At 64.9% G+C, this 19,840-nt stretch carries 20 protein-coding genes; 13 read left to right on the forward strand and 7 right to left on the reverse strand.

Annotated features, from left to right (window positions below; genetic code table 11):
* Window positions 1–190 precede the first annotated feature (190 nt).
* The 3 genes from RBJ75_RS27275 (at window position 191) to RBJ75_RS27285 (ending at window position 4,140) form a co-directional block, all read left to right on the forward strand.
* The gene (locus tag RBJ75_RS27275; protein ID WP_234707481.1) at window positions 191–2,596 is read left to right on the forward strand and encodes a plasma-membrane proton-efflux P-type ATPase; all 2,406 of its coding nucleotides are present in this window, start codon (window positions 191–193) and stop codon (window positions 2,594–2,596) included.
* Window positions 2,597–2,628: 32 nt separating this feature from the next.
* Entirely contained in the window at window positions 2,629–3,759 is a 1,131-nt protein-coding gene (locus tag RBJ75_RS27280; protein WP_044414999.1) for an alpha/beta fold hydrolase, read from the forward strand.
* A 168-nt stretch (window positions 3,760–3,927) separates the two neighbouring features.
* Window positions 3,928–4,140 carry a hypothetical protein gene (locus RBJ75_RS27285; RefSeq protein WP_044415001.1) on the forward strand — a complete coding sequence of 71 codons (213 nt, stop codon included), beginning with the start codon at window positions 3,928–3,930 and terminating at the stop codon, window positions 4,138–4,140.
* Here RBJ75_RS27285 and RBJ75_RS27290 read toward each other — a convergent pair.
* The 5 genes from RBJ75_RS27290 to RBJ75_RS27310 all read right to left on the reverse strand — a co-directional run bounded on the left by RBJ75_RS27290 (window position 4,107) and on the right by RBJ75_RS27310 (window position 8,620).
* Entirely contained in the window at window positions 4,107–5,027 is a 921-nt protein-coding gene (locus RBJ75_RS27290; RefSeq protein WP_044415003.1) for a LysR family transcriptional regulator, read from the reverse strand. The two genes, RBJ75_RS27285 and RBJ75_RS27290, sit on opposite strands and share 34 nt — an antisense overlap.
* Before the next feature lie 22 nt (window positions 5,028–5,049).
* Window positions 5,050–6,102, reverse strand: a complete 1,053-nt coding sequence (locus RBJ75_RS27295; RefSeq protein WP_044415005.1) for a YeiH family protein — start codon at window positions 6,100–6,102, stop codon at window positions 5,050–5,052.
* 120 nt (window positions 6,103–6,222) lie between these two features.
* The gene (locus RBJ75_RS27300; RefSeq protein WP_044415007.1) at window positions 6,223–7,557 is read right to left on the reverse strand and encodes an ATP-binding protein; all 1,335 of its coding nucleotides are present in this window, start codon (window positions 7,555–7,557) and stop codon (window positions 6,223–6,225) included.
* Window positions 7,554–8,219 (reverse strand): response regulator transcription factor, encoded by a 666-nt coding sequence (locus RBJ75_RS27305; protein WP_044415009.1) that lies wholly within the window; start codon window positions 8,217–8,219, stop codon window positions 7,554–7,556. Before RBJ75_RS27305 ends, RBJ75_RS27300 begins: the two co-directional genes overlap by 4 nt.
* Window positions 8,220–8,251: 32 nt before the next feature.
* Window positions 8,252–8,620 carry a hypothetical protein gene (locus RBJ75_RS27310; protein WP_044415011.1) on the reverse strand — a complete coding sequence of 123 codons (369 nt, stop codon included), beginning with the start codon at window positions 8,618–8,620 and terminating at the stop codon, window positions 8,252–8,254.
* A 161-nt stretch (window positions 8,621–8,781) separates the two neighbouring features.
* Here RBJ75_RS27310 and RBJ75_RS27315 point away from each other — a divergent pair, with 161 nt between their 5' ends.
* The 6 genes from RBJ75_RS27315 (at window position 8,782) to RBJ75_RS27340 (ending at window position 11,970) form a co-directional block, all read left to right on the forward strand.
* Window positions 8,782–9,261 (forward strand): hypothetical protein, encoded by a 480-nt coding sequence (locus RBJ75_RS27315; RefSeq protein ID WP_044415013.1) that lies wholly within the window; start codon window positions 8,782–8,784, stop codon window positions 9,259–9,261.
* Window positions 9,262–9,310: 49 nt separating this feature from the next.
* Entirely contained in the window at window positions 9,311–9,613 is a 303-nt protein-coding gene (locus tag RBJ75_RS27320; RefSeq protein ID WP_044415019.1) for a hypothetical protein, read from the forward strand.
* Between the two features lie 271 nt (window positions 9,614–9,884).
* Window positions 9,885–10,391 (forward strand): PadR family transcriptional regulator, encoded by a 507-nt coding sequence (locus RBJ75_RS27325; protein WP_080901152.1) that lies wholly within the window; start codon window positions 9,885–9,887, stop codon window positions 10,389–10,391.
* Between the two features lie 70 nt (window positions 10,392–10,461).
* Window positions 10,462–10,992: a ubiquinol-cytochrome c reductase iron-sulfur subunit gene (petA, locus tag RBJ75_RS27330; protein ID WP_276156309.1), complete on the forward strand. Its 531-nt coding sequence runs from the start codon at window positions 10,462–10,464 to the stop codon at window positions 10,990–10,992.
* 91 nt (window positions 10,993–11,083) lie between these two features.
* On the forward strand, window positions 11,084–11,497 hold the full coding sequence (locus RBJ75_RS27335) for a NifB/NifX family molybdenum-iron cluster-binding protein (RefSeq protein WP_044408438.1): 414 nt from the start codon (window positions 11,084–11,086) through the stop codon (window positions 11,495–11,497).
* Between the two features lie 95 nt (window positions 11,498–11,592).
* Window positions 11,593–11,970, forward strand: coding sequence for a rhodanese-like domain-containing protein (locus RBJ75_RS27340; protein ID WP_044408440.1), 378 nt, complete (start codon window positions 11,593–11,595; stop codon window positions 11,968–11,970).
* A gap of 275 nt (window positions 11,971–12,245) precedes the next feature.
* Here the strand turns inward: RBJ75_RS27340 and RBJ75_RS27345 are convergent, their stop codons facing one another.
* Entirely contained in the window at window positions 12,246–12,449 is a 204-nt protein-coding gene (locus RBJ75_RS27345; protein ID WP_044408443.1) for a DUF2892 domain-containing protein, read from the reverse strand.
* A gap of 106 nt (window positions 12,450–12,555) precedes the next feature.
* Here RBJ75_RS27345 and RBJ75_RS27350 point away from each other — a divergent pair, with 106 nt between their 5' ends.
* The 3 genes from RBJ75_RS27350 to RBJ75_RS27360 are packed head-to-tail and all read left to right on the forward strand — an operon-like array spanning window position 12,556 to window position 17,121.
* A complete protein-coding gene (locus RBJ75_RS27350) occupies window positions 12,556–12,876 on the forward strand; it encodes an ArsR/SmtB family transcription factor (RefSeq protein WP_173427331.1) in 321 nt (106 codons plus the stop codon).
* Between the two features lie 7 nt (window positions 12,877–12,883).
* Window positions 12,884–13,873, forward strand: a complete 990-nt coding sequence (locus tag RBJ75_RS27355) for an efflux RND transporter periplasmic adaptor subunit (protein ID WP_152647656.1) — start codon at window positions 12,884–12,886, stop codon at window positions 13,871–13,873.
* Window positions 13,870–17,121 carry an efflux RND transporter permease subunit gene (locus RBJ75_RS27360; protein WP_044408451.1) on the forward strand — a complete coding sequence of 1,084 codons (3,252 nt, stop codon included), beginning with the start codon at window positions 13,870–13,872 and terminating at the stop codon, window positions 17,119–17,121. The genes RBJ75_RS27355 and RBJ75_RS27360 overlap by 4 nt, the downstream gene beginning before the upstream one ends.
* Before the next feature lie 30 nt (window positions 17,122–17,151).
* On the opposite strand, the gene RBJ75_RS27365 is transcribed toward RBJ75_RS27360, so the two are convergent.
* Window positions 17,152–19,695 (reverse strand): ATP-binding protein, encoded by a 2,544-nt coding sequence (locus RBJ75_RS27365; RefSeq protein WP_044408456.1) that lies wholly within the window; start codon window positions 19,693–19,695, stop codon window positions 17,152–17,154.
* Here RBJ75_RS27365 and RBJ75_RS27370 point away from each other — a divergent pair.
* The gene (locus tag RBJ75_RS27370; protein ID WP_317528571.1) at window positions 19,658–19,804 is read left to right on the forward strand and encodes a hypothetical protein; all 147 of its coding nucleotides are present in this window, start codon (window positions 19,658–19,660) and stop codon (window positions 19,802–19,804) included. The genes RBJ75_RS27365 and RBJ75_RS27370 overlap by 38 nt on opposite strands.
* The last annotated feature ends 36 nt before the right edge of the window (window positions 19,805–19,840 follow it).

Consider the following 19,840-nt stretch of genomic DNA (forward strand, 5'->3'; position numbering starts at 1 on the left):
CGTATCGCTGCGCGGCGGAATGGCACTGGCGCGGACCGCCGGCGCCACACGGAATGATCGAGATTTCGGGGGCCACGAGATCTTTGGAATGGGGACAACAATGTCCGAAAATGCGTGCTCGGCTCACTCTTTCAGTTCAACCGCGAATGACCGGGCGATTGTCGCGCCGGGCGATACGGTCGGCGGTCAGATTGACAATCAAGGCCACGGATTGACCGAAGCCGAGGCTGCTCGGCGGCTCAGCCAATATGGCGAGAACGCCCTCGCCGAACACCGCGTCGGAGTCGTCGAGCGGCTGATGCATTTCTTCTGGGGGCCGATCCCCTGGATGATCGAGATTGCCGCGCTGTTGTCTGCGGTGCTGAGGCACTGGGCCGATCTCGTCATCATCCTGACCATGCTGATCATCAATGCCGGCGTCGGCTTCTGGCAGGAGTTCAAGGCCGACAACGCGGTGGCCCTGCTCAAGCAGCGGCTGGCGCTGAAAGCGCGCGTCCGCCGCGACGGCGTCTGGAAGGACGTCGAGGCGACAACCCTGGTCCCCGGCGATGCGGTGCTGGTCAAGCTCGGCAACATCGTGCCGGCCGATCTCAAGCTCGTTTCCGGCTCCTATCTCAGCGTCGACCAGTCGGCGCTGACCGGGGAATCGCTCCCCGTCGACAAGAAGGTCGGCGACGACGTCTATTCCGGCTCGATCGCCAAGCAGGGCGAAATGATCGGGACCGTCACCGCCACCGGAACGAAGACCTATTTCGGCAAAACCGCGGGCCTGGTGCAGCAGGCGACGACGGTCTCGCATTTCCAGCGCGCGGTGCTGCGGATCGGCAATTTCCTGATCCTGATGACGGTCGGCCTAGTGCTGGTGATCGCGCTGGCCGCCTTGTTCCGCCACGATCCCTGGGCAGAGACGCTGGAATTTGCGCTGATTCTGACGGTGGCCTCGATTCCCGTGGCTTTGCCGGCGGTGCTGTCGGTGACCATGGCGGTCGGCGCGGAGCGGCTGGCGCGGATGAAGGCGATCGTATCGCGGCTGGTGTCGATCGAGGAAATGGCCGGCATGAACATGCTGTGCAGCGACAAGACCGGCACCATGACCAAGAACGAACTGACGCTGGGCGATCTCGAACCGATGCAAGGCGTCAGCCGCGACGACCTGATCCTTTCGGCTGCGCTGGCGTCGCGCCGCGATGCGCCGGATGCGATCGATCAGGCGATTCTCGCCGGCGCGCCCGCGGCTGACGTGCTCGACAGCTATCGTGTGCTGAGCTTCCAGCCGTTCGACCCGGTCGCCAAGCGCGCCGAGGCCGAGGTCGAACGCGACGGCAGGCGCTTTCGGGTCGCCAAAGGCGCGCCTCAGGCGATCTCCGCGCTCTGTGGCCCCGGCGCCGAACAGGCCCGGACGGTGGCCGCGGCGGTCGAGCGCGACGCCTTGCGCGGTTTTCGCACGCTCGCGGTGGCCCGCACCGACGCCGACGGCGAATGGCGGTTTCTCGGACTATTGCCGATGTTCGATCCGCCGCGCGACGATTGTGCCGAGACCATCGGGGCGATTCGCGCGATGGGTGTCGACATCAAGATGGTCACCGGCGATCACGAGGCAATCGCCAGCGAAATCGCCGGCAAGCTGCAACTTGGCAAGAACATCGTCGTCGCCGACAGTGTGTTCGCGCAGGCCGACGCTGCCGGGCAATTGGCACGGATCGTCGCCGCCGATGGCTTCGCGAGGGTGTTTCCGGAGCACAAATTCAAAATCGTCAAGACGCTGCAGGACGCCGGGTATATCGTCGGCATGACCGGCGATGGCGTCAATGATGCCCCGGCGCTGAAGCAGGCCGACGACGGCATCGCGGTCAGCGGGGCGACCGACGCTGCACGCGCCGCCGCCGATCTGGTACTGACCGCGCCGGGCCTGTCGGTGATCGCCGCCGCGATCGAGGAGGCGCGCCGCATTTTCGAGCGGATGAACAGCTACGCGATCTATCGCATCGCCGAGACCATTAGGTTGCTGCTGTTCATGACCGCCAGCATTCTGGTGTTCAATTTCTACCCGGTTACCGCGGTGATGGTGGTGCTGCTGGCCCTGCTCAACGATCTGCCGATCATGATGATCGCCTATGACAACGCCCCGGTCGCGCCCGGCCCGGTACGCTGGGACATGAGGCGCGTCCTCGTGGTCGCCTCGGTGCTCGGCGTCTACGGCGTGATCGAGAGCTTCGGCTTGTTCTGGATCGCGCGCGACTATCTCGGGCTCGATCCGTCGCTGGTGCAGCCGCTGATCTTCCTCAAGCTGCTGGTCTCCGGCCACATGACGATCTACCTCACCCGCAACACCGGCGCGATCTGGCAACGGCCGCTGCCGAGCTGGAAGCTTGTGGTGCCCTGCGAATCGACGCAGCTGATCGGCACGCTGGTCGTCGTCTATGGCTGGTTCATGTCGCCGACCGGCTGGCAGCTCGCCTTGATGGTCTGGGCCTATGCGCTGGTCTCGTTCGTGGTGGCCAGTCTCATCAAGATCGAGACCTATCGGCTGCTCGACCATCGGGGTTCGCAGTCGCGTCACCTGCGCCGCATCGAGCGCCACGTTGCCTCGGCGTGATCCGTCCCGTTCCGCAATCAAAGGAAGCTAAGATGCAACAAGAAGCGCCCGTGAAGCCCTCCGATCTGTCGTTGGCCAGCGTCCCGGCGTTCTGGCCGATGTCGCTGGCGGCCACGATGTTCGAGCAAGGCACCGCTCTCGTCGCCAAGAACCTCAAATTCGTGGACGAGGAGATCAAGATCCACGGCAATCTGCGGCCGCAATTGGCGACGCCGAACCGGGTCCGGCTCGATCTGCGCACCATGGTGCTGCGCGACTATGGCACGCCGGGCGGCATTCCCACGCTGGTCGACGCGCCGCATGCCGGCCACACCGCAATGATCGCCGATTATCACAAGGGCCAGAGCCTGGTGGAGACGCTGCTGGCCAACGGCATCGGACACGTCGCCTTGACCGACTGGAAGTCGGCCACCGACGACATGAAGGATCTGGAGATCGACAACTACCTCGCCGAGATGGTGGTGGCGATCGACGACCTCGGCGGCCGGGTCAATCTGGTCGGGCTGTGTCAGGGCGGTTGGGTCTCGGCGATGATCGCCGCGCGATTTCCCGACAAGGTCAACGCATTGGTGCTGGCCGGGGCGCCGATCGACACCGACGCCGGTGACGGCCCGATCAAGCGGATGGCCCACAAATCTCCGGCCTCGTTCTATCAGGAGCTGGTCGGTCTCGGCGGCGGCCTGATGAAGGGCAAATTCATGTTGCGGGGCTGGAAGAACATGCATCCGCAGCAGCATTATATTCAGGACTACATCGATCTGTACGAACACATCGACGAACCCGGCTATCTGGCCAAGGAGGAGACGTTCGAGAGCTGGTATGAAAACCCGATCGACCTGCCGGGGCGCTGGTACATTCAGGTGATCACCCAATTGTTCAAGGAGAACAGGCTGGCCAAGGGCGAGTTCGTCGGCCTTGGCCGCAAGCTCAATCTGCGCGACATCACCTGTCCGGCCTATCTGCTGGCGGGCGCCAGCGACGATATCACCACGCCCGAGCAGGTGCTCGATGCGGCCAAATATCTCGGAACGCCAGCCGATCGCATCATGCACAAGACGGTGCCGGGCGGTCACATCGGTCTGTTCATGGGCGCGCGGACATTGCAAGAGCATTGGCCGCCGATCGCACAATGGATCGTCGCGCAATCGCGCGCATCCGCGTGAGCCGGCACCGCCGGGCGACAAAATCCCGTGACTGCGCACCACGCGTCGCGGCGAGCCAAAGTTTCTCCCCATTCAGGTTCATGCTGCGGTCGGCGTCGACCGACCCTCGACCACGACGGGCCATGTCGAAGTCGATCCGCGTCGGCGCGATGACGAGAGGTGACGGCGATGCCTCAGTTTGATCCGTATCTGATTCAGCTGATGAGAACCGCGCTTGAAGAGGTGATGAAGCGCGTGCCGCTTGAACACGCCACGCCGGCGGTGAAGGCTCATCTGGCCGAATGCATTCTCAAGGCGGCAGCGCAGGGGCAGACCAGCTATGACGGCTTGATCGCCTCCGCCGCGGATCAGATCAACGCGATCGTCGCCTGGCTGACCTGAGCGGGCGGCACACCTTCCGCGACCAGCCGGTCGAATTCCTGCCCGGCCTGCGTCACATAGCGCTCCTTGTGCCGCAGCGTGAAGAATTGCCGTTTCGGCATCGCGACGTCGACCGCGACCAGCGTTCCGGCCTTGATCGCGGCCGCGACGACCAGCCGCGACACCACCGTCACGCCGGCGCCGGCTTCGACCGCCGAGCGCACCGCTTCGTTGGAGGGCAGTTCCAGCGCGACGTTCAACTGGCGCGGATCGACGCCGAGGCCAGGCAGCGCGGCTTCGAACATCGATCGGGTCCCTGAACCGCGCTCGCGCAGGATCCAGCGCGCGGTGGCGAAATTGCGCGGCAGCGGCGCGCGCGTCGCCCAGGGATGCGCGGGATGGACCACCAGCACCAGGTCGTCATCGGCCACCGGCGAGATCGACAGCGTCGGATCATCGATCGCGCCCTCAATGTAACCGATATCGGCGGCGCCCTCCTGGACCAGCCCGGCGACCGCCTCGGTATTGCCGATCATGACCTTGATGGCGATGCCCGGATGTCGGGCCTGATAGCGGCCGATCATCGGCGGCAGCCAGTAATTGGCGACGGTCTGGCTCGCGGCCAGGATCAACGAGCCGCTTTTCAATCCGGCAAGATCGGTCAGCACGGTTTCGGCCGCGGCGGCGCGCGCCAGCACCGCCCGCGCCTCGACCAGAAACACCCGCCCGGCCTCGGTCAAGGCGATGCGCCGGCCGATCCGATCGAACAAGCGCGTGGCATATTGCGCTTCCAGCGCGGCGATCGCCGCGCTGGTGGCCGATTGCGTCAGATTGAGGTCGCGCGCGCCCTGGGTGACGTGCTCCCGCGCCGCCACGGCGACGAAGATGCGCAATTGTTCAAGCGTCATGCGGCCTCATCAGGGACTTTCATCACATGGTAATCTTGACCAGCATCAGGCTGAAGCTGGAAATGAACAGCGCGGCGGCAAGCCCCAGCAGCAGCGGCCGCAACCCCTTGGCGCGCAACTTGTCGATCTTGGTTTCGAGCCCCATCGCCGCCAGCGCCATCGCCAGTAGCAAAGTGGTCGCGCTGGCGATCCCGGATTTGATTTCGGGCGGAATGGCGACCAGGCTGTTGAGGCCGACCATGGCGATGAAGCCGAACACGAACCACGGCATCGGCGCCTTGGCCGAGTTCGCGGCGTGGCCGTGGCGGCGCAGCCGCCGTGCCGCCAACAACCCCAGCGCGATCACCACCGGCGCCAGCAGCATGACGCGGGACAGTTTGGCGATGGTGGCGAATTCGCCGGAGTCGCGGCCGTTCTGGAATCCGGCCGCCACCACCTGGGCGATTTCGTGGATCGAGGCGCCCGCCCACAAGCCGTAGCCATGCGGGCTCAGCGCCAGCAGGCCGGGCAGCAGCGGATAGACGAACATCGCGATCGAGCCGAACACGGTGACGCAGGCGATCGCATAGGCGACGTCCTCGTCATGCGCTTGCGTGACCGTATTGGTGGCGATCACCGCCGAGGCGCCGCAGATCGAGGTGCCGGCGGCGATCAGTTCGGTGAGCTTGCGATCGACGCCGAGCAGGCGGCCGAGCCAGGTGGTGAACAGAAAGGTCGCGACCAGCGTCAGCGCGATCACTGCGATGCCTTTGCCGCCGACGGCGGCGACCTGCGCGGCGGTCAGCTGCAGGCCGAGCAGCACGATGGCCAGGCGAAGCAGCCGGCGCAGCGCGAAGGCGACGCCGGCGTGGGCCTTGTGCGGTGTGCCGATCACGTTCTGAAACGCGATCCCGATCACGATCGCCAGAATCATCGGGCTGAAAAATGTCGCGCCGGGCAATTGCCGCAGCGCATAGGCGGCGGCGGTGACGATCGCCGCCAGCAACAGGCCCGGCCAGATGCCGGTGGCGAGCGGCGGCGCCTGTGGCTCGCTGGCCGCGTGTGGCAAAGTTGGGTTGCGGACCAGTGCGTTCATGACCGAGTTCCTTTGATTGCTCTCTCGGCCGACCATCACAATAATCGATCAATCGATCCAACGCATAATATGCGTTAAATCGTTCGGTTCAATCGATTGATTCTGGAGGGTTGGCTCGGCTCAACCGGCCGGCAGGTCCAGTTCGGCGCGCAGCCCGCCGAGCGGCGAGGGCGACAGCGTCAGCCGACCGCCATAGAGCTCGGCCAGATGTGCCACGATCGACAGGCCAAGCCCGTGGCCCGGCTTGTCGGTGTCGAGCCGGCCGCCGCGCGCGAGTGCCGCGGTCCGGCCCGCGGCGTCGAGGCCCGGGCCGTCATCGTCGATGGTGACGGCAAGTCGTTCGCCGGCGACGGCCGCGCCGATCTCGATCCGCTCGCGGGCCCATTTGCCGGCATTGTCGGCGAGGTTGCCGATCATCTCGCCGAGATCGTCGGCCTGGCCGGCGAAGCATGCATCCGCTTGCGTGGCGACCGTGATGGCGCGTTCCGGATACAGCCGCTTCAGGCTGAACTGCACGTCGGCCAGCACGCCGTCGAGCGCCGCGCGGGCATGCGGCGAGCGGAAACCGGCGGCGGCACGGGCGCGCACCAAATGATGCTCGACCGCCTGGCGCATCTTGCTGATCTCGGCCTTGATGATGCCGCCGGCTTGCTCGTCGAGTTGGCCGGCCTCGTTGCTGATCACCGCGATCGGCGTCTTCAGCGCGTGGGCGAGGTCGCCGGCCTGTTCGCGAGCGCGTTCGATCATCGCCTGCCGCTGCCGCAACAGAGCGTTGATCTCCTGGATCAGCGGCAGCACCTCGGCGGGGCTGTCGCGCTCGGCGAGCTGGTCGCGCGATCCGAGCCGGATGGCGTTCAGCGCCGATCGCACATGGCGCAGCGGCCGCAACCCATAGCCGACCTGCAACAGCACCAGGACGCCCAGCGTGAGCCCGAGCACCCCGAGCGACAGCGCCAGATTGCCGGCGAAGCGGCGGACGTCGGTATGGATGTCGGTGCATGGCCCGGCGACCAGCACCGTCAGCGGCTGCGGCCGTCCCGGCAGCACGATGTCCTGCACGATCAGCCGCAGATTCTCGCCCGCCGGACCTTTGACATAGCGATAGGCGTGGGGTTGTCCGACACCCGGGCCGGGGACGCCGAGCGACCGGCCGCTCAGCGAGGGCGACGCGCGCAGGATCCCGCCGTCGGCCAGAATTTCCCAATACCAGCCGGATAGCGCCGGCTGAAACCGCGGATCGGCGGGCTCCCACGACAATGTGGGGGCGCCATCGGCGCCGATCTCGGCGCCCGCCGCCAGCTCTTCCAGATGATCGTAGAGCGTGCGGTCGAAGCGCTGTTCGATGTGAGAACGAAACAGCCAGACCAGCAGCACGCCGGTGATGGCGAGCGACACCACGATCCAGGCCAACGAGGCGATGACCAGACGAAACCGGAGCGAGGGCGCGTGCGTCATGGCTGTTGCGCGCCGATCTCGTAACCCTGACCGCGGCGGGTGCGGATCAATTCGGCGCCGACCTTCTTGCGCAGCCGGTTGATCAACACCTCGATCACATTGGAATCGCGATCGTCGTCCTGCCCATAGATATGTTCGGTGAGTTCGGTCTTGGAGACGACCTTGCCATTGTGCATCATCAGATAGGCCAGCGCGCGATATTCCAGCGCGGTGAGGTCGAGCGGCGCGCCGTCGCGGCTGATGCGCTGCGACGATGGGTCGAGGCACAGGCCGGCGGAGCTGATTTCGGCCGCGGCATGGCCGGAGGCGCGGCGGATCAGCGCCTCGAGCCGCGCCCGGAGCTCCTCGATCTCGAACGGTTTGGCGAGATAATCGTCGGCGCCTTCGCGTAGCCCCACCACCTTTTCCCGCCACGACGCCCGCGCGGTCAGGATCAGCACCGGCATCGCACGTTTGGCGCTGCGCCAACGCCGCAACACCGACAATCCGTCGATCACCGGCAGGCCGAGATCGAGAATGACGGCATCGTAGTCCTCGCTGTCGCCGCGAAACCAGCCGTCCTCGCCATCGGTGCTGTGATCGACCATGTAGCCGGCATGGCCCAGCGCATCGGCGATCTGCCGCGCCAGCCTGATATCATCTTCGATCAGTAAAATTCGCAAGCTGCGCTCCCGCGCTCATGCCGCTCGCCGGGTTACGAGTGGCCAATCTTGCAGTCGCGTCTGCCGCCGGACTCTGCGCTGGCGCCGTCCAGCGGCTCGAGCGTTCTGGCGTCGAACTTCAGCCACACAATCCGGCCGTCGGGCGGAAACACCTTGACCATGTAGGTCAGAATCCTGCCTTCGAGATCCTGCGAGGTGCGGTCGATCCTCAGAATACTGGCTTTCGGATAGCGCGCCTTGATCTTGGCCAATAGTCGCTGCATCGCCGCGGTGGTCTCGACCGGGGCGTCGCCGCGTAGCGCGCAAGGCGCCGCGGGCGGCGCGTCGATCTGCGCCACCGCCGATATCGGCAGCAGCGCCAGCATCACGGCCGCGAGCGACGATGTGGTGATCCGGGGCATGATCAATCCTGCATTTGCGAGAGGTGTGGGCCCGCATCACGGGCCAGCAGGACGTCATTCTTGCGCCACGGGACCTTACGGCAAGCTGACGATGGCTTTCAGGGTCGCGACAGAGCCGCGCTCCTAGTGTCTGCCCGACAATCAATCTTGGGAGACTTCAGATGAGCAGCAAACCATATAGCATTCTCGCACTCGGCGCCGTTGTCGCCGCGTTGTCGTTTCCGGCCTTGGCGCAAGGTCCGGGTCCTGGCGGCCCCGGTGGCGGGCCGGGCTTCGGCAGGGGCGGCGGGGGAGGCAGCCAGATGGGCGTCCTCACCGCGCTATGCGCCAAGGAGATCGATGCCTATTGCACCGCGACGCCACGCGGTCCGGCCGCTTGGGTCTGCCTCAAGGGCCATGAAAAGGATCTCAGCGAAAACTGCGTGGCCGCGGTCGAAGGCACCGGCCCCGACATGGGGCCGGGCATGGGTCCGGTGGCGCGGCTGTGCATGACCGAAATCGCCGACAATTGCGCCGGGATCGAGCATGGCACCGGATTGGTCCGGCAATGCCTGGACAATTCCCGCAGCAAGCTCAGCGAGGGATGCCGCATGGCGCTCGACAATACCGGCTGGGGTCGGCGCCGCGCCGGGCCGCAGTGATCCGCACAGCCAACCTGATTCTGAGTAACAACGAAAACGGAGAATGACGATGACCAAAACCCTACTGATCGCTTCCGCGCTGTTCGCCGCTCTGTCTGTCGCATCGAGCGATCCCGCCGCCGCGCAATTCCGCGGCGGCGGCAATGGCAGTGGCCCGGTCGGGCAGATGTGCGCCCGCGATATCAACATTCATTGTGCCGGTCTGCGGCACGGTAACCGCGGCGTGCGCAATTGCCTCGTCAGCCATCGCTCGTCGCTGTCGCGATCCTGCCGCGCCGCGCTCGACGGCACCGGCGGCGGCCGCGGCATGGGACGCATGGGCGGCGGCATGGGGATGGGCCGCTATCGCTGATCCCACGCCATCGCATACGCGCGGTGCCATTACGGGCGCCGCGCGCTTCCGCCTACGGGCGTACCGGCAAACGAAAGACCGCCCGGTCAACATCAGGAGTGCCGACCGCAGACATAGCCAAAGATATATCTGTACAAGTCTGCTACGAGTTCTATCTTAAGCTATATCTTTTGAAAGGTAGCCCGTGGCAGATCAGCGAAATTGTGGTTCCGGCGGCGGCTGTGGTGGCCGAGGGCGTGGATTTGGCTGGCGCGGCGGACGCGGCGGCGAGATGCGCGTCGGCCGGATGCTGGCGCAGGGTGACCTGAAACTGATCGCCTTGGCATTGATCGAACAACAGCCGCGCCACGGCTACGACATCATCAAGGTGCTCGAGGAAACTACCGTCGGCGCCTACGCCCCGAGCCCCGGCGTGGTCTATCCGACGCTGACCTTTCTCGAAGAGGTCGGCTTCCTGACCTCGCAGCCCGAAGGCGCCAAGAAGCTCTATGTGATCACCCCGCGGGGCAGCGCCAATCTGGCCGACAATCGCGCCATCGCCGACGCGGTGCTGGATCGGCTGGCGGCGTTCGGCGCGCGCACATCGATGCTGCTCCAGCGCGACAGCGAGGACGCCGAGCGCGCCAATGACGCGCAATCCGATTTGCCGCCCTTGCTACGCGCCGCGCTGATCAATCTGCGCGACGTCGCCGGCAAGCGGCTGGCCGACAATCCCGACGCCGAAGCCGAATTGGTCGCGATCCTGGCGCGCGCCGCCGGCGAGCTGCGCAAGGCGTGAGCGACCATGACCTAACCGTTTCGACCCAATGGCCGCCCGCTGAGCGGCCATCCGCCAACAGGAGAACGACATGACTGCCATTCCAGTCGAGCCAAGCCGCCGCGATATCCTCTACATTGCCACCGGGGCGGTCGCCGCGGTCGGCGCCGCGGCCGTGGCCTGGCCGATGATCTCGCAATTCAACCCCGACGCCTCCACTGTCGCCGCGGGCTTTCCGCTCGAGGTCGATCTAGCGCCGCTGGCGGTCGGGCAGGTGATCAAGGTGTTCTGGCGCGGCCAGCCGATTTTCATCAATCATCGCACCCCAAAGGAAATCGAAGCGGCGCAAACCGCCGATTGGCAATCGATGCGCGATCCGCAGCCTGATTCGGCGCGGGTTCTGCCCGGCCACGAACAATGGCTGGTGGTGTCGGCGATCTGCACCCATCTGGGCTGCATCCCGACCGAGCATCAGGGCAATTTCGATGGCTGGTTCTGCCAGTGCCACGGCTCGCAATATGATTCCTCGGGCCGGATCCGGCTCGGGCCAGCGCCACTTAACCTGGCGTTGGTGCCTTACGAATTTGTTTCCGACGACAAGATTCGTATCGGCAAGGCCTGATCTACTCAAATGTTGGCGAGGCCCGAATGCGGCCCTGCCAAGAATCCCCAGACCCATGCGCCGTAGCGGCGCAATTTTGATTGGACTCATCATGCGTATCGCCATCGCCAGCCAGAACTTCCGCACCATCACCGGCCATGCCGGCATGACCCGCCGCTTCATGGTGTTCGATGCCGAGCCGGGCCGCCCGCCGCAGGAAGTGGCGCGTCTCGATCTGCCGAAGGATCAATCGATCCATGAATTTCGCGGCGAGGGCGCGCATCCGCTGGATGCCGTGCAGGTGGTGATCGCGGGTAGCGCCGGCGCCGGCTTCATCAGCCGGATGGCGTCGCGCGGCGTCAAGGCGGTCGCGACCTCGGAGACCGATCCGGCAACCGCCGTGGTCAACTACCTGGCCGGAACGCTCGCCGCGCCCGCGCCCGACGATCATGAGGGCCACGCCCATGACGGAAACGAAGGCCATGACAAGGACGGCGGCTGCAACTGCAATTGCGGTTCAAATTGACGGTGGCCATCGGCGCTAAGCGCGAGTATGCAATTGTCCTCGGTTCAATTGTCGATCACTTGTCGAAAACTCGTTGAACACTTGGAGAACTCGCGATGAAGACAGTCCAGATGATGGTGGCGGAAGCCGACGCCGAAGTGCCGCGGATCAGCCCGGCCGATGCCAAGGCATTGCTCGGCCAACCCAACGTGCTGTTTCTCGACGTCCGCGAACCGGCCGAGCTTGCGGCCGCCGGCAAGGTGCAGGGCGCGCTGTCGGTCCCCAGGGGTCTGGTTGAATTTCGCGCCGATCCGGCATCGCCGCTGCACGACGCCGCCTTCGATCGCGCCAAGACCGTGATCGCCTATTGCGCGTCGGGCGGTCGCTCGGCGCTGGTCGGCAAGACCCTGAAGGACATGGGCTATAGCGACGTGCGCAATCTCGGCGCCTTCAAGGGCTGGCTCGACGCCGACGGCGCGACCGAAAAAGTCTGAGCCGGCGCACGCCGGAGCTTGGTAGCAACATGGCAGGCCACGTTCATCGTGGCCTGCTTTGTATTGGGGCGCAGAGCTTGGCGGAGTTCAGCTCAGCAAATCAGAGTGTTGGGTTCGTCATTGCGAGCCGAGGGCAGCGCGCAGCGCTGTCAGAATGCGAAGCAATCCAGGGGCGGCCTGTGCGGTCCTGGATTGCTTCGTCGCTGCGCTTCTCGCAATGACGCAGCTGAGCGTCTGTCGCCGTTGAGGCTTGAAGCGTTTGACTTGCCAGTCGCTCAGGAAAACGCGCAGCCATTGCTGAGGCCGAGTTTCTTGAACACCATCGCTGCCGGACAGAACCCGGTGAACGAGGCCTGGATCATGTTGAGTCCGGCGAATGCGCTCAGCAGCAGCCAATAAGGGCTGACGAACCAGCCTAGAGCCAGACCGAGTAGCACTATGGTTCCGGCGAAGCCGAGGACGGCTTGATCGAGATTCATCGCGGTCTCCCTTTGCTAGGTCGGGGACTTGCCCGACGGCTGAATGACGCTTGACGTATATTCTAATATCTGTATATATGCAACTATGAAATTAGATATCGAGATGATGGAAGCCGCCGCCGATCAAGCCAGCGATCTGCTCAAGGCGTTGTCGAACCGGCACCGGTTGCTGATCCTGTGCCAGTTGATCGATGGCGAGCAATCGGTCGGGCACCTCGCGGAGCTGCTTGGTTTGCGGGATTCCGCAGTGTCTCAACATCTGGCGCTGCTGCGCAAGGACGCGCTGGTAACGGCGCGGCGCGATGCGCAGACGATCTATTATTCGATCGCCAGCGAGCCGGCGCGCGACGTGCTGACCACGCTGTATCGCGTGTTCTGCCCGCCGGATGTCGGCAAGAAATCCAAGAAAATATCGGCGAAGGCGTAAGGTGAACATGCGCGTTTTGATGGCAATCGGCCTGCTGGCCACGATCGCGTCGGGCCCCACAGCGGCTCATGCGGACACATTCACCGTTGCGTCCCATAGCGTCGCCGACGAGAAGGCGGTGTTCGCCACCGTGGAGAGCATCAGCGTGGTGCCGGCGCGCAGCCGCATCGGCGGGACCGTGATATCGCTCAAAGTCCGCGAAGGCGACAGCGTCACCCGCGGCCAGGAGATCGCCTCCATCGGCGACGACAAGCTGGCATTGCAGATGCGCTCGCTCGACGCCCAGATCCAGGCGCTGCAGGCCCAGGCCAGCCAGGCGCAGATCGATTTCGACCGCATCAACGGCTTGGTCGAACGCGGCACGCTGCCGCGGGTCAAGCTCGACGAGGCGCGCACCGCGCTCAACGTCGCCCAGAACGGTCTGCGCGCCAAGACCGCGGAGCGCGCGGTGGTGCAGCAGCAATTCAACGAAGGCCAGGTGCTGTCGCCCGATGACGGCCGGGTGCTGAAGAAGATGGTGACCGTCGGTTCGGTCGTGCTGCCTGGCGATCAGATCGTGACCGTGGCGCAGCAGCACTACAAGCTGCGGCTGCGGGTGCCGGAGCGGCATGCGCGTTTCCTCAAGAAGGGCGACAAGGTTCGCGTCGACGGCACCGAATTCGGCGACAAGGCCGCGAAATTCGGCACCATCGATCTGGTCTATCCGCAGATCGAGGATGGTCGCGTGGTGGCGGATGCGACGGTCGAGGGATTGCCGCAATATTTCGTCGGCGACCGGCTGCGGGTGTGGATTTCCGGCGGTGACCGCGACGCTTTCGTAATTCCGGCGCGTTACGTCACCACCGAATTCGGGATCGACTACGTGCATATCGGCGAGCCGGGCCGCAGTGTCGCGGTGCCGGTGCAGCGCGGCCGCGAACATCCGACGCCCGAAATGCCCGACGGCCTCGAAATTCTCTCCGGGCTACGCGACGGCGACAGACTGGTGCAACCGTGAATCTCGGACTGTCTGGCCGACTGACCAAGGCCACCATCAATTCGCCGCTGACGCCGCTGTTTCTGCTGGCGTCGCTGGTCGTGGGGTTGATTGCGCTGTTCGCGATTCCGCGTGAGGAGGAGCCGCAGATCAGCGTGCCGATGGTCGACATCCGCGTCAACGCCGACGGCTTGCACGGCCCCGACGCGGTCGAACTCGTCACCAAGCCGCTGGAAGCGATCGTCAAGGGCATCGACGGCGTCGAGCATGTCTACAGCCAGACCGAGGACGATCGGGTGCTGGTGACCGCGCGGTTCCTGGTCGGGACCTCGTCCGACGACGCGATCCTGCGGGTCCACGAGAAGATCCGCGCCAATCTCGACCGCATACCGGTCGGCATCCCGGAGCCGTTGATCGTCGGTCGCGGCATCAATGACGTCGCCGTCACGGTGTTGACGCTGTCGCCGAAGCCGGAGGCGGCCGCGCGCTGGACCGACAAGGATCTCTACGAACTCGCCGACAAGCTGCGCTCCGAACTGATGAAGGTCGACAGCGTCGGGCTGACCTATATTTCCGGCGGCGGCGCCCAGCAGATCCGGGTCGAGCCCGACCCGGAGAAACTGTCGCTGTACGGCGTGACGCTGCAACAGCTCGTCGCCAAGGTGAAGGACGCCAATCGCTCGTTCCTCGCCGGCCAGGTGCGCGACGCCGGCACGATGCGCAGCGTCTCGGCCGGGCAGACGCTGATGGGCATTCCCGATATCGGGCTGTTGCTGATATCGACCCGCGACAATCGCCCGGTCTATGTCAAGGACGTCGCCTCGGTGATCGTCGGACCGAATGCGGCCGAGCACCGGGTCTGGAACGACGCCCGCGACGGCGGCGGCAAATGGGACCGCGTACCGGCGGTGAGCCTCGCGCTGGCCAAGCGCGCCGGCGCCAATGCCGTGGTGGTGTCGAAGAACATCAAGGATCGGCTCGCAAACCTCAAAGGCCGGCTGATCCCGAGCGACGTCGCCGTCACCGTCACCCGCGACTATGGCGAGACCGCCAACGACAAGGCCAACGAACTCTTGCTGCATCTCGGCATCGCCACGATCTCGATCGTGGTGCTGATCGCGATCGCGATCGGCTGGCGCGAGGCGGTGGTGACCGCGGTGGTGATCCCGACCACCATCCTGCTGACGCTGTTTGCCGCCAATCTGATGGGCTACACCATCAACCGCGTCAGCCTGTTCGCGCTGATCTTTTCCATCGGCATCCTGGTCGACGACGCCATCGTGGTCGTCGAGAACATCGCCCGGCACTGGGGGATGAAGGATGGCCGGCCTCGGCTGCAGGCCACCATCGAGGCGGTGGCCGAGGTCGGCAATCCCACCGTGATCGCGACGCTGACCGTGGTGGCGGCCTTGCTGCCGATGCTGTTCGTGTCCGGGCTGATGGGGCCCTATATGGCGCCGATCCCCGCCAATGCCTCGGCGGCGATGCTGTTCTCGTTTTTCGTGGCGATGGTGGTGGCGCCGTGGCTGATGCTGCGACTGGCGCCGAAACAGGGCGCGGCCATCGCGCCCCATGGCGATCACGACGAAGGCCGGCTCGGCCGGCTTTACCGGCGCTTTGCCGGGCCGGTGGTGCGCAGCCGGCGCGCAGCCTGGATCTTCCTGATCGGCGTCGGCATCGCCACGCTGGCCTCGATGGTGCTGTTCTATACCAAGTCGGTGACGGTGAAGCTCTTGCCGTTCGACAACAAGTCGGAAATCGCCGTGGTGGTCGATCTGCCGGAAGGCGCGACGCTGGAGGACACCGAACGCACGCTGTTTGCCGCCGCCGACATCGCCCGCGGCCTGCCGGAGATCACCTCGGTGCAGAGCTATGCCGGAACCCCGGCGCCGTTCAACTTCAACGGCCTGGTGCGGCACTATTACTTGCGCGAGCGTCCCGAGCTCGGCGAGCTGCAGGTCAACCTCGCCGAGCGTGGTGATCGCAGCCGCGCCAGCCATGCGATCGCGCTCGATCTGCGCGAGCGGCTGAAGGCGCTCGACGTGCCCGCCGGCAGCAGCGTCAAGGTCGTCGAAGTGCCGCCCGGTCCGCCGGTGCTGTCGACGCTGCTGGCCGAAATCTACGGCCCCGACGCCAAGACCCGCCGCGCGGTGACGGCGGAAGTGAAGAAGATCTTCAAGCAGGTGCCGTTCATCGTCGATGTCGACGATTCGATCGGCGAACCGCGGCCGCGGCTGCGGCTGTCGATCGATCAGGACCGGCTGGAATTCTTCGGCGTCGAGCAGAAGGACGTCTACGACACCATCCAGACGCTGTTCGGCGGCATGCCGATCGGCTATTCGCATCGCGGCGAGGATCGCAACCCGATCGAGATCACGGTGGGCCTGCCGAAGCGCGACCTGGAATGGAACGAGGCGCTGGCGTCGACGCCGGTGCCGGCCAATACGCTGCCGGGCGCCAAGACCGTGGTCGAGCTCGGCCAGCTGGTGAAGGCGACCCGTGAGGTCGGTTCGCCCTTGATCTTCCGCCGCGACGGCCGTTTCGCCGACATGGTGATGGCCGAACTCGCCGGAAAATTCGAGGCGCCACTCTACGGTTTGCTGGAGGTTGACCGGCTGATCGAGGCCCATGACTGGGGCAAGCTGCCGAAGCCGGCGATCAGCCTGCACGGCCAGCCCGAGGACGAATCCCATCCGACGCTGCTGTGGGACGGCGAATGGGAGATCACCTGGGTCACCTTCCGCGACATGGGCGCGGCGTTCGGCGCGGCGATCCTCGGCATCTACGTGCTGGTGGTGGCGCAGTTCAGAAGCTTCAAGCTGCCGCTGGTGATCCTGACCCCGATCCCGCTGACGCTGATTGGCATCCTGATCGGCCATTGGCTGCTCGGCGCGCCGTTCACCGCCACCTCGATGATCGGCTTCATCGCGCTCGCCGGCATCATCGTGCGCAACTCGATTCTGCTCGTTGATTTCATCCGGCATTCGGGCGGCGAGGGCAAGACGCTGCGCGAGGTGGTGCTGCAAGCCGGCGCGGTGCGGTTCAAGCCGATCCTGCTGACCGCGCTGGCGGCGATGATCGGCGCCGCCACCATCCTGCTCGATCCGATTTTCCAGGGCCTGGCGATCTCCCTGCTGTTCGGGCTGGCGTCGTCGACGCTGCTCACCGTCCTGGTGATCCCGGCGATCTACATCGCGCTGCGCGACAAACCGACCCCGCCGAGCCCAAGCGCGCTGTCGTCGGATGCATCGACCAGGGCGCCGGCCTGACCCGCCACCGGTCCGGCGGGTCGGCTGCGGTCAGCAGCTGGCCGCGTCGGCATTGCCGCGGGTCCAGCGAATGATCTCCGCATACAGGGCGTCCGGCTGGATCGGCTTGGTCAGGAAGCTGGTCATGCCCGCGGCGAGGCAGATTTCGCGCTGGCCGACCAACGCGTTGGCGGTCAGCGCGACGATCGGGATGTTGCGTTCCGGTCCATCCAGCGCGCGGATCGCCGTCGCCGCTGTCATTCCGTCCATCACCGGCATCTGCATGTCCATGAGGACGAGATCGTAGGATTTCTGTTGCACGGCTGCGACGGCAACCTTGCCGTTGCCCACCACGTCAGGTTGATATCCGCGGCGCGACAACAGCTTGAAGATCAGCTTGCGAATGATCGCATCGTCCTCGGCCACCAGGATTTTGAGCGGGCTGCTGGCGGCATCGATGCTCGGCTGCAGCGGCGGTTCGACGATTGGCGGCCGTTCGCCGAGCTGGCACTGCAGCGTGAACCAGAATGTGCTGCCATGGCCGGGCTCGCTGTTGACCCCGATGGCGCCTCCCATGGTGCGGCAGAGCTGACGGCAGATCGCCAGACCAAGGCCGGTGCCGCCATATTTCCGTGACACCGAGCTGTCGGCCTGGGTGAACGGCTTGAACAGCGTGGCTTGAACATCGCGCGGAATGCCGGCGCCGCTGTCGATCACCTCGATACGTAGTTCGATGGATCCATCGGGCGACGGCTGTTGCGACGCCACGACGCGCACCGAACCCTGCTCGGTGAACTTGATCGCATTGCCGACCAGATTGAGCAGGATCTGCCCCAATCGGCCGGGATCGCCCTTCAGCCACGCCGGCATGTCGTCGCTCACCGTGGTCTCGAGCCGCAGGCCGCGCTCGCGCGCCTTCGGCCCGAGTAGCATGCCGATGGCGTTGATTGATTGCCGGACGCTGAAATCGATCGATTCCGGCGTGAGCTGCCCGGCCTCGAGCTTGGAGAAATCCAGGATGTTGTTGACGACGGTGAGGAGGTTGCGGGCGGATTCCTGCGCCACGGAGGCGAGCTCCTGTTGCTCGGCGTCGAGCGCCGTGCCGCACAATAATTCGATCATCCCCATCATGCCCGCCATCGGCGTGCGAATCTCATGGCTCATCATCGCCAGGAAATTCGACTTGGCCCGACTCGCCGCCTCGGCGGCATCCTTGGCGACGCCGAGTGCATCCGCGGTCGCGGTCAGTTCGCGCTTTTGCGCTTCAAGCCGATTGCGGGCCTGAACCAGGTCCTGGAGCCGCTCGGCCAACACCCGTGCGGCGCGCTCGCGCTCGCTGATGTCCTCATGCGTCGAGACCCAGCCGCCATCGGGCGTCGGCATTCGCCGGATTTCGAGCGCACGGCCGTCGGCAAGGCGGCAGATATGGCTCTGTCCGGTCGAATCGAGCGGCGCACGTCGATCGACCGGAATGTCAAAACTGCCACCGATCGCCTCGAGGTGCTGAATTAATTCGTCATGACTTGTTCCCGGTCCGACCTGCAAATCGTCGAGGCCGTAGAAGTCGCGGAATCGGGAATTGCAGATCACCAGCCTCATGTCGGCGTCGTACAGGCTTAGTCCCTGCGACATGTTGGTCAGGGCGGTATTGAGTCTTTGTCTGCCCAGCGCCAGCTTTTCCTCGGACAACTTGCGCTCGTGGGCCAGCCGCCGTCCGATCATCAGGAATATCGCGACGATCACCAGCGCCAGCAGGCCGGCGACCACCACCAGAAGCTTTGTTTGTTCCCGCCACTCCGTCAGCGCCGCGTCGGTCGTCGTTGTGGCAATGATGACGATCGGGAAGCTGCGTATCCTGCGCGAAGCTATCAGGCTATCCACGCCGTCTACCTGGGCTCTCCGTAACGTGGTCTCATGATCAGCGGTCGCCGCGGCCCTTCGGAAGTTGGCGCCGAGATTCTTGCCGACCAATTCGTCGATACGGGGAAAATGCGCGAGCAGATTGCCGTCGAGATGAGCCATCGTGACGGTCGTGCCGTTGCCTAATTGCAAGGTTTCTAGGAATTTTTCGAATTTGTAGATGTCGATACGTTTCGTCATGATCCCGAGAAAATCGCCATGGGCGTTGCGCAGACCGCGCGCCAGCAGCGCGATGGGCTTGCGCGTGAGGCGGCTGCGAAGAGCCTCCACCAATGTCGTCTCCGATGTGGAGTTCGTTTTGAACGCGCTGAAATAGCCGCGATCCGCGACGTTGATCACGGGAAGCGGGCCGCTTTCCGATATATTGATCATCGTGCCATCTGAATCGAACAGGACAATGACATCTGATCCGGATTTCCCAGCCTCGGTCCTCAGCAATTGCTGCGTATCGGCACCTGAAAGTCGTCGCCGGAATTCTTCGGGTGAAGCAATGTCGGAAATCCGCAATCGCACGCTGAGCAATTCCTGGCCACCGACATAATCATCGAACTGCTGATCAAAATGGCTGGCCAGCAGCGAAACGGTGTTGCCAAGTTCGCGTTGATGGTCGGAAATCTCCCGTTGTCGAAAGGTGTCGATGACGAAGGTGGTGCTGATTGTCAAAACGGCGATCATCAACGCGCCGCTCAGGATGATCCACAGGAACTTGCCGCCCGGCGTGGCCGGTAGCGCGGCGGGCGCCGCGATGCTGGTTTCCGCGATCGACTCCGATTCTGTGCTTTGATGTGACTGCGACAAATCGTGTACTCCGCTCCGCTGC

Source organism: Rhodopseudomonas sp. BAL398 (assembly GCF_033001325.1).
GTDB lineage: Bacteria > Pseudomonadota > Alphaproteobacteria > Rhizobiales > Xanthobacteraceae > JARJEH01.

Bases quoted from the DNA above. Each gene is read 5' to 3' on its own strand.
- RBJ75_RS27280 (WP_044414999.1), top strand. From the start codon at position 2,629: ATGCAACAAGAAGCGCCCGTGAAGCCCTCCGATCTGTCGTTGGCCAGC.
- RBJ75_RS27285 (WP_044415001.1), top strand. From the start codon at position 3,928: ATGCCTCAGTTTGATCCGTATCTGATTCAGCTGATGAGAACCGCGCTT.
- RBJ75_RS27290 (WP_044415003.1), bottom strand. From the start codon at position 5,027: ATGACGCTTGAACAATTGCGCATCTTCGTCGCCGTGGCGGCGCGGGAG.
- RBJ75_RS27295 (WP_044415005.1), bottom strand. From the start codon at position 6,102: ATGAACGCACTGGTCCGCAACCCAACTTTGCCACACGCGGCCAGCGAG.
- RBJ75_RS27300 (WP_044415007.1), bottom strand. From the start codon at position 7,557: ATGACGCACGCGCCCTCGCTCCGGTTTCGTCTGGTCATCGCCTCGTTG.
- RBJ75_RS27310 (WP_044415011.1), bottom strand. From the start codon at position 8,620: ATGCCCCGGATCACCACATCGTCGCTCGCGGCCGTGATGCTGGCGCTG.
- RBJ75_RS27315 (WP_044415013.1), top strand. From the start codon at position 8,782: ATGAGCAGCAAACCATATAGCATTCTCGCACTCGGCGCCGTTGTCGCC.
- RBJ75_RS27320 (WP_044415019.1), top strand. From the start codon at position 9,311: ATGACCAAAACCCTACTGATCGCTTCCGCGCTGTTCGCCGCTCTGTCT.
- RBJ75_RS27325 (WP_080901152.1), top strand. From the start codon at position 9,885: ATGCGCGTCGGCCGGATGCTGGCGCAGGGTGACCTGAAACTGATCGCC.
- petA (WP_276156309.1), top strand. From the start codon at position 10,462: ATGACTGCCATTCCAGTCGAGCCAAGCCGCCGCGATATCCTCTACATT.
- RBJ75_RS27335 (WP_044408438.1), top strand. From the start codon at position 11,084: ATGCGTATCGCCATCGCCAGCCAGAACTTCCGCACCATCACCGGCCAT.
- RBJ75_RS27340 (WP_044408440.1), top strand. From the start codon at position 11,593: ATGAAGACAGTCCAGATGATGGTGGCGGAAGCCGACGCCGAAGTGCCG.
- RBJ75_RS27345 (WP_044408443.1), bottom strand. From the start codon at position 12,449: ATGAATCTCGATCAAGCCGTCCTCGGCTTCGCCGGAACCATAGTGCTA.
- RBJ75_RS27350 (WP_173427331.1), top strand. From the start codon at position 12,556: ATGGAAGCCGCCGCCGATCAAGCCAGCGATCTGCTCAAGGCGTTGTCG.
- RBJ75_RS27355 (WP_152647656.1), top strand. From the start codon at position 12,884: ATGCGCGTTTTGATGGCAATCGGCCTGCTGGCCACGATCGCGTCGGGC.
- RBJ75_RS27370 (WP_317528571.1), top strand. From the start codon at position 19,658: ATGACGAAGGTGGTGCTGATTGTCAAAACGGCGATCATCAACGCGCCG.
- RBJ75_RS27365 (WP_044408456.1), bottom strand. From the start codon at position 19,695: ATGATCGCCGTTTTGACAATCAGCACCACCTTCGTCATCGACACCTTT.